This window comes from Jatrophihabitans sp., from assembly GCF_036389215.1.
Classification (GTDB): domain Bacteria; phylum Actinomycetota; class Actinomycetes; order Mycobacteriales; family Jatrophihabitantaceae; genus Jatrophihabitans_A.
In genome coordinates this window covers 1-9,291 of the sequence record NZ_DASVQG010000104.1, presented here as the reverse complement: position 1 = coordinate 9,291, position 9,291 = coordinate 1, and the positions used below count along the sequence as shown (strand labels likewise).

The window sequence follows — 9,291 nt, the reverse complement described above, 5'->3', positions numbered from 1 at the left end:
CACGAGGTACCGGACGGCCAGGGCCGGATCACCGTTCCCGCGCAGTTGCGCGACTACGCGGGGCTGTCCAAGGACTGCGTCGTGATCGGGGCCAACAGCCGGGTCGAGGTCTGGGACGCGGCGGCCTGGCAGAACTACCTCGACAGCACCGAGCAGTCCTTCGCCGACGCCGAGGAGGTGCTGCCCGGCCTGCTCTAGGCCGGTAGTGCATCAACAACGGTGCGCCGAGCCCGGCGCATGCGGATCGGCCTCCTCCCGCCACCGTCCGAGTCACCTGGCGCACTTCCCCAGCGCCAGGCGGAGCGGACCGGCAGGCGGGCGGGGACCAATCGGCATGCGGGGCCGGCTCGACAAGAACCGCCTCGACAAGAACCGCCTCGACAAAGAACTAGCGCACCACCCGAGATGTTCAGGAGTCACCGCATGGGCGAACCGGAGCCGACGGCCCCGGCTGGGCACGTCCCGGTGCTGCTGGACCGGGTGCTGGAACTCCTCGCCCCGGCGCTGGACCGGGCTGGTGCGGTGCTGGTCGATGCCACCCTCGGTCTGGGCGGCCACAGCGAGGCGCTGCTGCGGGCACATCCAGGCATCACCCTGGTGGGCCTGGACCGGGACCGGCAGGCGCTGCGGCTCAGCGCCCAGCGGCTGGCGGCCTACGCCGGGCACACCCATCTGGTGCACGCGGTCTACGACCAGCTCCCGCGGGTCCTCGACGAGCTCGAACTCCCCAGGATCGACGCGGCGCTGTTCGACCTGGGGGTGTCCTCGATGCAACTGGACCTCACCGAGCGCGGTTTCTCCTACGCCCAGGACGCGCCGCTGGACATGCGGATGGACGAGGAGGACCCGCTGACCGCCGAGGAGATCGTCAACAGCTATCCGGTGCCGCAGCTGGCCCGGGTCCTGCGCGACTACGGCGAGGAGCGGTTCGCGCTGCGGATCGCCCAGGCGATCGGGCGGCGACGCGCCGAGCACCGGCTGACCTCGACCGCGGAACTGGCCGAACTGGTGCGCCAGGCGATCCCGGCGGCGACCCGGCGTACCGGCGGGCATCCGGCCAAGCGGACCTTCCAGGCCCTGCGGATCGAGGTCAACTCCGAACTGGCCGCCGTCGAGGCCGCGATTCCTGCCGCACTGCGGGCACTGGCCGTAGGAGGGCGCATCGTGGTGCTGGCCTACCACTCGCTGGAGGACCGGATCGTCAAGCGCAGCTTCGCCGAGTTGGCGCTGGACCGGACGCCGCCGGACCTGCCGATCCGGCTGGCCGAGGCCGGCCCGCAGATCAGATTGCTCAGCCGGGGATCCGAGCCTGCCACCGAGGAGGAGATCGCGGCCAACCCGCGCGCTGCCTCGGTGCGGCTGCGGGCCGCCGAACGAATCCGGGAGGCGGCATGACAGCCCGCGGGCAGGCTCGACCGGACGGCTCGCAGAAGCCACCGGCAAGGGCAGGGACCGAGCGGCCGGTGCCCGGAGCTCCACATGGCATCCGGCTGCGGCGGCTGCCGCTGCCGGTGCTGCTCGGGCTGATGCTGGTCGGCGGGCTGTGTGCGCTGCTGGCGCTCAACACCGCGTCGGCCGCCCAGGAGCTCAAACAACGCTCACTCACCGAGAGCAATGCCGGGCTGTCGGACCAGGCGCAGCAACTGATGCGGGACCTGGCCGCCAAGCAGGCGCCGGACTCGCTGGCCGCGGCGGCCGCGGCCCAGGGACTGGTGCCCAACCCGAACCCGGCCTTCCTCCGGCTCAACGCCGACGGCTCGGTGACCGTGCTCGGCTCACCGGCCCCGGCGAGCCTCGCACCGCCGCCGGCGACCCGGAAACCGACCGCCACGGCGCGCCCCGGAGCCACGCCCTCTACGCCGACGGCGAGTTCGGCGGCGAGTTCGGCGGCACGTTCGACGGCGAGTTCGGCGGCGGCACGTTCGACGGCGAGTACGCCCACCCGGCCCGGGACGAGCACGCCGGCCGGCAGCAGCAGCGCCCGCCCGTCCGCGCCGGTGGTCACCGTGACGGTGACCCGGCCCGCTCCGGCAGCGACCCCTTCGACTACGCGTCCCAGCCCGACGAAGTCCACCACGTCCGGAGGGCACTGATGACCCGACCACCTCACCAGCCGCCGGTCGTCCCACCACGGCCCGGGGCGCAGCGACCGGCCGGCCGGCAGCCGGTTCAGCCCGTTCCCGACCGGACGCGGGCACCGGGCCGGCAGCCCGCTGCGGGCCCCCGCGAGCCGCAGCCGGCCGGCAACGGAGCGGCTCCGGGCCAGCGGCAGGCTTCCACTCAGCGGCAGGCTCCGGGCCAGCGGCAGGCTCCGGGCCAGCGGCAGGCTTCGGGTCAGCGAACGGCGCCCGCTCAGCGAACGGCGCCCGCTCAGCGAACGGCTGCCACCCAGCGAACGGCTGCCAGCCAGCACGACCGGCCACGGCACAACCCGGCCGCGCCACCGGACCGGGCCCAGCGGCCGGCTCGTACCGAGCGCCCGGCCCCAGCCCTCCGGCACGGCACATCCCAACGGCCCGGCACAGCCCAACGAACCGGCACATCCCAAGGACACAGCACAGCCCAACGGCACAGCACAGCCCGACCGCACGGCACAGCCCAACGCCACAGTCCGGCTGTCCGGCGTCCGGCCGGCACCCCGCGCCGGCGGCAGGTCCGGCCCCGTACGATGCGCCTGGGCAGGTCGATGCGCCGGCTGTGGGCCACCGTCGCGGTGGTCAGCCTGCTGCTGGCCGTGGTGCTGGTCCGGCTGGTGTGGTTGCAGGGCATGGATGCCAGCGGTTACGCGCTGGCCGCATCGGATGAGAAGCGCGAGTTCGTCACCCTGCACGCGGCTCGCGGCTCGATCCTGGACCGCAACGGCGTGCCGCTGGCCTACACCGCCGATGCCAAGGACATCGTGGCCGATCCCACGATGGTGCCGGCGACCAGCCGGCTGGACTACGCGACCATGCTGGCCCCACTGATCGGCAAGTCGGTGATCGCAGTGGCCGACCAGCTCACCTCCAGCTCGCACTACGCGCTGCTGGCCACTGCGCTCTCACCGGCGGCCGCCAAGCAGATCGAGGACCTGCGACTGGACGGCGAGCCGCTGCCCGGCATCTTCGCCCAGGCCACCTCGCAGCGGCTCTACCCGGGCAAGACCACCGCCGCCAACGTGATCGGCCTGGTCAAGTCCGACGGGATGGGCGCGGCCGGCATCGAGTACAGCTATGACTCGCTGCTCCGGGGCGCTGACGGCTCGGTGAGCTACCAGAAGGACTCGCTCGGCAACGTCAATCCGGCCGGCCCGATCAAGCGCAAGGCCGCCACCGACGGCGGCACCGTGCGGCTCACCATCGAGCAGGATCTGCAGTACCTGACCCAGAAGTACCTCGACGACTCGATCAAGCAGTCCAAGGCCCGCGGCGGCCAGGTGGCGATCCTGGACGCCCGGACCGGCCAGGTACTGGCGCTGGCGTCCAATGGCTCGTTCGACCCGCAGGATCCCCGCAGCATCAAGCCCGGCCAGTCGCTCAACCCCAATGTCCAGCAGGTCTTCGAGCCCGGCTCGGCGAACAAGATCGTCACCATCTCCGCGGCGCTGGAGAAGGGCCTGATCCACCCCCGCACCGTGCTCAAGGTTCCGGACAGCATCTCCACCGGTGGCATCACCGTGCACGACGCCTGGTGGCACCCCACCCAGAGATTCACCGCGACCGGCGTGCTGGCCGAGTCCTCGAACGTCGGCACCCTGCTGATCGCCGGCAAGGTCGGCAAGCAGACCTTCAACGAGTACCTGCACCGGTACGGCCTGGGCCAGAAGACCGGCGTGGAGCTGCCCGGGGAGAGCGCCGGGCTGCTGCCTGACATCGACAGCTGGTCCGATTCCACCTTCGCCAACCTGCCGATCGGGCAGGGCGTGGCGATGACCTCCCTGCAGCTCGCCTCGATGTACCAGACGGTGGCCAACGACGGGGTGCGGATCCCGCCGCGGATCGTCTCCTCGGTGACCCATCCGGACGGCTCGGTGACGCCGACCGCGCAGCCGGCCGGCATCCGGGTGCTGTCCACCCCGACGGCGCGGACCCTGCGCACGATGCTCGAGTCGGTGACGCTCAAGGGCGGCACCGGCGTCAAGGCAGCCGTTCCCGGCTACCGGGTGGCCGGCAAGACCGGAACCGCCCAGCAGCCCGACCCGGTCACTGGCCGGTACTCCGACTCCGTCTACTGGGACACCTTCGCGGGCATGGCGCCGGCCGACAATCCGCGGTTCGCGATCGCCATCATGATCGACAACCCCGCGCACGGCCTGGAAGGCGGTGACGTCGCAGCCCCGCTGTTCCACCACATCGCCGCCTACGAGCTGTCCGCGGCCAAGATCGCGCCCAGCGGATCGCGCTCGGTGCTCGTGCCGCTGACGCTCAACTAGCCGCAGCCAGCCGACGGCCGACGATGGGCAACAGCGAGCGCCGCAGTGCCCCGACGGGGGCATCGGTAACGTGGGCAGGCGTGGCGTCACCGCAGCGAGGTCAGCAGCCCGACGGAGCGGGACCCCGTCCGAGCCAGCTGCTGCCCCGCCGGCTGGGCGAGCTGGCATCGCTGCTCGGCGCGACCGCAACCGGTCCGGTGTCCGGCGTCACGGTCTCCGGGGTGACCGCCAGCTCGGCGCAGGTGCGCCCGGCTGACCTGTTCGCGGCACTGCCCGGCACCGGCCGGCACGGGGTGGCCTACTCGGCCCAGGCGCTGGCTGCCGGAGCGGTGGCGGTGTTCACCGACCCGGCCGGTGCCGCCGAGCTGGCCGGCTCGCACCCGGCGCTGCCGGTGCTGGTGGTGCCCGATCCCCGGTCGGCACTGGGCCCGCTGTCTGCCGAGGTGTACGGGAACCCGTCCCGCACGCTGCCGGTCTTCGGCGTCACCGGAACCAGCGGCAAGACCACCACGACGTCCCTGGTCCGGGCCGGCCTGGCAGCGGCCGGGCAGCGGCCCGGCCTGATCGGAACCGTCGGGGTGTTCCTCGGCGAGCAGACCGTCAAGACGCCCTTCACCACGCCGGAGGCGCCGGAGCTGCAGGCGCTGCTGGCGGTGATGCTCGAGCGCGGCCTGGACAGCGTCTCGATGGAGGTGTCCTCGCACGCGCTGCGGCTGGGCCGGGTGGACGGCACCGAGTTCGCGGTGGCGGCTTTCACCAACCTTTCCCAGGACCATCTCGACTTCCACTCCGACATGGAGGACTACTTCCAGGCGAAGTCGCTGCTGTTCGACGGCCGGGCCCGCCGCGAGATCGTGGTGATCGACGACGGCTGGGGCCGGCGGCTGGTACGCCCGGCAACGGTCACCGTCAGCACCGCAGACCCCGGCGCGCACTGGCATGCCGTGGACCCGCGGGTGCTGGCGGACGGCAGCACCCGGTTCACGGTGCAAGGCCCCGGCCTGCGCTTTCCGGCCGGGTGCCGGATCCCCGGCGGCTACAACGTCGCCAACGCGCTGCTGGCCTTCGCGATCCTGGCCGAAGCCGGCGTCGACGTGGTCGAGGTGGCCCCGGCGGTGGCCGCCGCGCAGGTGCGGGGACGGATGGAGCGGGTGGACGGCGACCAGCCGTTCCTGGTGGTGGTGGACTACAGCCACAAGCCCGCCGGGGTTGCCGGAGCGCTGCAGGCGCTGCGGGCGCTGACCACCGGACGGCTGCTCATCGTGCTGGGCTGCGGCGGTGACCGTGACCGCGGCAAGCGCCCGATGATGGGTGAGGTAGCCGCGTCCGAGGCCGATGTGCTGATCGTGACCGACGACAACCCGCGCTCGGAGGTCCCGGCCGAGATCCGGGCGGCGATGATCGAGGGAGCCTGCTCGGTACCGGCCGGGCAGCGAGCCGTGATCATCGAGGAGGGCGACCGGCGGGCTGCCATCACGCGGGCGATCGCGCTGGCCGGCCCGGGCGACACCGTCCTGATCGCGGGCAAGGGGCACGAGACCGGGCAGGAGGTCGCCGGCGCACTGCTGCCGTTCGACGATGCCGCCGTGGCCCGGGACGCCCTCGCGGAGCAGGGATATTCCCACCGGCCCGTGCGGCCGGGTCACCGGCAGGATGACCAGACCGTGGGCCGGCCGTGATCGCCTTGAGGTTGGCCGAGATCGCCGCGATCGTCGGCGGCCGGCTGGTGGCCGCGGACCCCGAGCTCACCGTGTCGGGCAAGGTCGAGTTCGACAGCCGCAAGGTGGTGCCGGGCGACCTGTTCCTGGCGATCGCAGGCAGCCGGGTGGATGGTCACGACTATGCCGAGGCGGCGGTGCGGGCCGGCGCGGTGGCGGTGCTGGCCACCCGTGCGGCGCCCGTTGCGGCCATCCTGGTGCCGGACCCGATCGCTGCGATCACGGAGCTGGCCCGGGTGGTGGCGCAGCGGCTGAACGCGCGCATCATCGGCATCACCGGATCCTCGGGCAAGACCTCGACGAAGGACCTGCTGGCGCAGGTGCTGGCCGGCGCCGGGGCAACGGTCGCGACTCCGGCATCGTTCAACAACGAGCTGGGCTACCCGTACACGGTGCTGCTGGCTGATGAGCACACCCAGTACCTGGTCCTGGAGACGTCGTCCCGGGGGGTCGGCCACATCCGGCACCTGACCGGCATCGCCGCGCCGCGGCTGGCCGCGGTGCTCAACGTCGGCAGCGCGCACCTGTCCGAGTTCGGCAGCGTGGAGACGATCGCCCTGGCCAAGGGCGAGCTGGTCGAGGCGCTGCCCAGCGCCGCGGACGGCGGGGTCGCGGTGCTCAACGCCGACGATCCGCTGGTCGCGGCGATGGCCGCGCGCACCAGCGCCCGGGTGGTGCTGGCCGGCGCGCACCCGGACGCGGACGTGCGGGTGGAGCAGGTCACGGTGGACTCCGCCGGCCGGGCGCGCTTCGAGCTGGTGACCACCACCGGCCGGGCGCCGGTCCAGCTGCAACTGCGCGGCGAGCACCATGTCTCCAACGCGGTGATCGTGGCGGCGCTGGCGCTGGCCTGCGGGCTGGAGCTGCCGGCCGTGGCCAAGGCGCTGTCGCAGGCCTCGGCCCGGTCGCGGTGGCGGATGGAGGTCAGCGAGACCGCGGCCGGCATCACGGTGATCAACGACGCCTACAACGCCAACCCCGAGTCCATGCGGGCCGCGCTCAAGGCGCTGGCGACGATGTCCGAGGGCCGCCGGTCGGTGGCGGTGCTGGGCCACATGGCCGAGCTGGGCCCGGACGCGAACGCCCAGCACGAGGCCCTCGGCGGGCACGCCCGGGGCCTGGGCATCGGGGTGCTGATCGCCGTCGGGGAGCAGGCGCGCGCCATTGCCACCGGCGCGGCACTCGAGGGCTCCTACCACGGTGAGTCACAGTGGGTGCCGGACGCGACGGCGGCTGTCGCCAGGCTCGAGGAGGAGCTGCGGCCAGGTGACGTGGTGCTGGTGAAGGGATCCCGGTCGGCGGCGATGGAGGTTGTGGCTCAGGCGCTCGTGGAACGGCTCGGCGGCACCGACGGCACTCCCGGTGCCCCTGCATGAAGACCATCCTGATCTCGGCCCTGTTCGGGCTGATGACCTCCATCCTGTTCACCCCGCTGGTGGTGAAGTACTTCCGGATCAAGGGATTCGGGCAGGAGATCCGCGACGACGGGCCCAAGAGCCACCTGATCAAGCGGGGCACCCCGACGATGGGCGGGGTGGCGATCATGGGGTCGACGATCATCGGTTACCTGATGGCGCACCTGATCGGCTCGTTCCGGCACGACTCCGGCCCGACCGCCTCGGGCATGCTGCTGCTGTTCCTGATGCTCGGCTCGGGCGCCGTGGGCTTCATCGACGACTTCATCAAGCTGCGGCACCGGCGGAGTTTGGGCTTGCGAGCCCGGGCCAAATTCGCCGGCCAGTTGCTGGTGGCGCTGCTGTTCGGCGCCGGGGCGATGATGTTCGGCAACCGTCGCGGGCTGACTCCGGCCTCCAAGCACATCTCCTACGTGCGCGACATCGGCGCCATCTCGATCGGGCTGATCGGCTTCCTGCTGCTGGCCTACCTGATCATCACCGCCACCACGAACGCGGTGAACCTGACCGACGGCCTCGACGGGCTGGTGGCCGGCAGCTCCGCCATGGTGATGGGCGCCTACACGCTGCTGACCTTCATCCAGTTCCGCAACAGCTGCTACCCCGCGCCGGCGCTGCCCGGCTGCTACGCCATCCGCGATCCCCAGGACCTGGCCCTGATCGCGGCGGCGGCGATGGGCGCCTGCTTCGGCTTCCTGTGGTGGAACGCCAAGCCGGCCCAGATCTTCATGGGCGACACCGGTTCGATGGCGCTCGGCGGCCTGATGGCCGGGCTTGCGATCCTGTCGCGCACCGAACTGCTGCTGGTGGTGCTCGGTGGCCTGTTCGCGGTGGTGACGCTCTCCAGCGTCATCCAGACAGGGTGGTTCAAGTACACCCGGCTCAGGACCGGCACCGGCAAACGGGTCTTCCGGATGGCGCCGTTCCATCATCATTTCGAACTCGGGGGCTGGGAGGAAACCACCACCATCGTCCGGTTCTGGATCGTCAGCGGGCTGGCGGTGGCCTTCGGAATGGGCTTGTTCTATGCGGAATTCATCTCCCACGGATAGCCCGGCACCGGCCGGCGACGGGGCCGGGGGGAACGACAGGCCACGGCGGGACGGGCCGGGTGAGATCGACACCACGGTGGCGCGACACGCGACACGCCTCCCGAAGATCACCTTGTCCAGGACCCACGATAGGGCCATGCACGAGGTCGTGGCTGCCGCGACGTCACTGGCCGGTGCCGGTGCCGTGACACTGCCCGCACCCTCGACCGGCCAGGTCACGACCAGCCGGGACAGTTCCGGACTCGGTGCCGTTCGGGCTTACCGCTCAACAGCATTCGGCGTCGGCATCGGCACGGCCGGTGGCGTGCGGGCGGTGTCATGATCAGCCGGCTGCGGGACCGGGTCAGCGGCACCCGGGTGGTGCGGGCCTCCGGCCGTTACCTGGAAAGCCCGTACGCCTCGGCACAGCTGATGCTGGCCGCCGGAGGTGGGTTGCTGTTCTTCGGCCTGCTGATGTCGGCATCGACCACCATCTCGGCCTCGGTGCACACCACCGGGGACGCGCCCTGGGCGCAGCTGATCCGCGAGGTGCAGTTCATCGTGCTGAGCGTGCCGGTGTTCTGGCTGGCGGTGCGGATGTCACCGGCCGCCTACCGCCGGGTGGCCTATCCCGCGCTGGGCCTGGCGCTGTGCGCCCTGGCCGGTGTTCTGGTGCCCGGCATCGGCGTCACCGTCAACGGCGCGCACCGCTGGAT

9 protein-coding genes are annotated in these 9,291 nt (G+C 72.0%); all 9 read left to right on the top strand.

The window, feature by feature from the left end:
* The coding region (locus tag VF542_RS04915) for a division/cell wall cluster transcriptional repressor MraZ (protein WP_408650591.1) at positions 1–198 on the top strand (198 nt) is incomplete at its 5' end.
* 225 nt (positions 199–423) lie between these two features.
* Positions 424–1,395 (top strand): 16S rRNA (cytosine(1402)-N(4))-methyltransferase RsmH, encoded by a 972-nt coding sequence (gene rsmH, locus VF542_RS04910; RefSeq protein WP_408650590.1) that lies wholly within the window; start codon positions 424–426, stop codon positions 1,393–1,395.
* Positions 1,392–2,093 carry a hypothetical protein gene (locus tag VF542_RS04905; RefSeq protein ID WP_408650589.1) on the top strand — a complete coding sequence of 234 codons (702 nt, stop codon included), beginning with the start codon at positions 1,392–1,394 and terminating at the stop codon, positions 2,091–2,093. Before rsmH ends, VF542_RS04905 begins: the two co-directional genes overlap by 4 nt.
* A 575-nt stretch (positions 2,094–2,668) precedes the next feature.
* Positions 2,669–4,411 carry a peptidoglycan D,D-transpeptidase FtsI family protein gene (locus tag VF542_RS04900; protein WP_408650588.1) on the top strand — a complete coding sequence of 581 codons (1,743 nt, stop codon included), beginning with the start codon at positions 2,669–2,671 and terminating at the stop codon, positions 4,409–4,411.
* Positions 4,412–4,434: 23 nt separating this feature from the next.
* Entirely contained in the window at positions 4,435–6,090 is a 1,656-nt protein-coding gene (locus VF542_RS04895) for a UDP-N-acetylmuramoyl-L-alanyl-D-glutamate--2,6-diaminopimelate ligase (RefSeq protein ID WP_408650587.1), read from the top strand.
* Positions 6,087–7,505 carry a UDP-N-acetylmuramoyl-tripeptide--D-alanyl-D-alanine ligase gene (locus VF542_RS04890; protein ID WP_408650586.1) on the top strand — a complete coding sequence of 473 codons (1,419 nt, stop codon included), beginning with the start codon at positions 6,087–6,089 and terminating at the stop codon, positions 7,503–7,505. The genes VF542_RS04895 and VF542_RS04890 overlap by 4 nt, the downstream gene beginning before the upstream one ends.
* Positions 7,502–8,596, top strand: a complete 1,095-nt coding sequence (mraY, locus tag VF542_RS04885; RefSeq protein WP_408650585.1) for a phospho-N-acetylmuramoyl-pentapeptide-transferase — start codon at positions 7,502–7,504, stop codon at positions 8,594–8,596. The genes VF542_RS04890 and mraY overlap by 4 nt, the downstream gene beginning before the upstream one ends.
* 136 nt (positions 8,597–8,732) lie before the next feature.
* Entirely contained in the window at positions 8,733–8,918 is a 186-nt protein-coding gene (locus VF542_RS04880) for a hypothetical protein (protein ID WP_408650584.1), read from the top strand.
* The coding region (locus VF542_RS04875; protein ID WP_408650583.1) for an FtsW/RodA/SpoVE family cell cycle protein at positions 8,915–9,291 on the top strand (377 nt) is incomplete at its 3' end. The genes VF542_RS04880 and VF542_RS04875, both read left to right, overlap by 4 nt.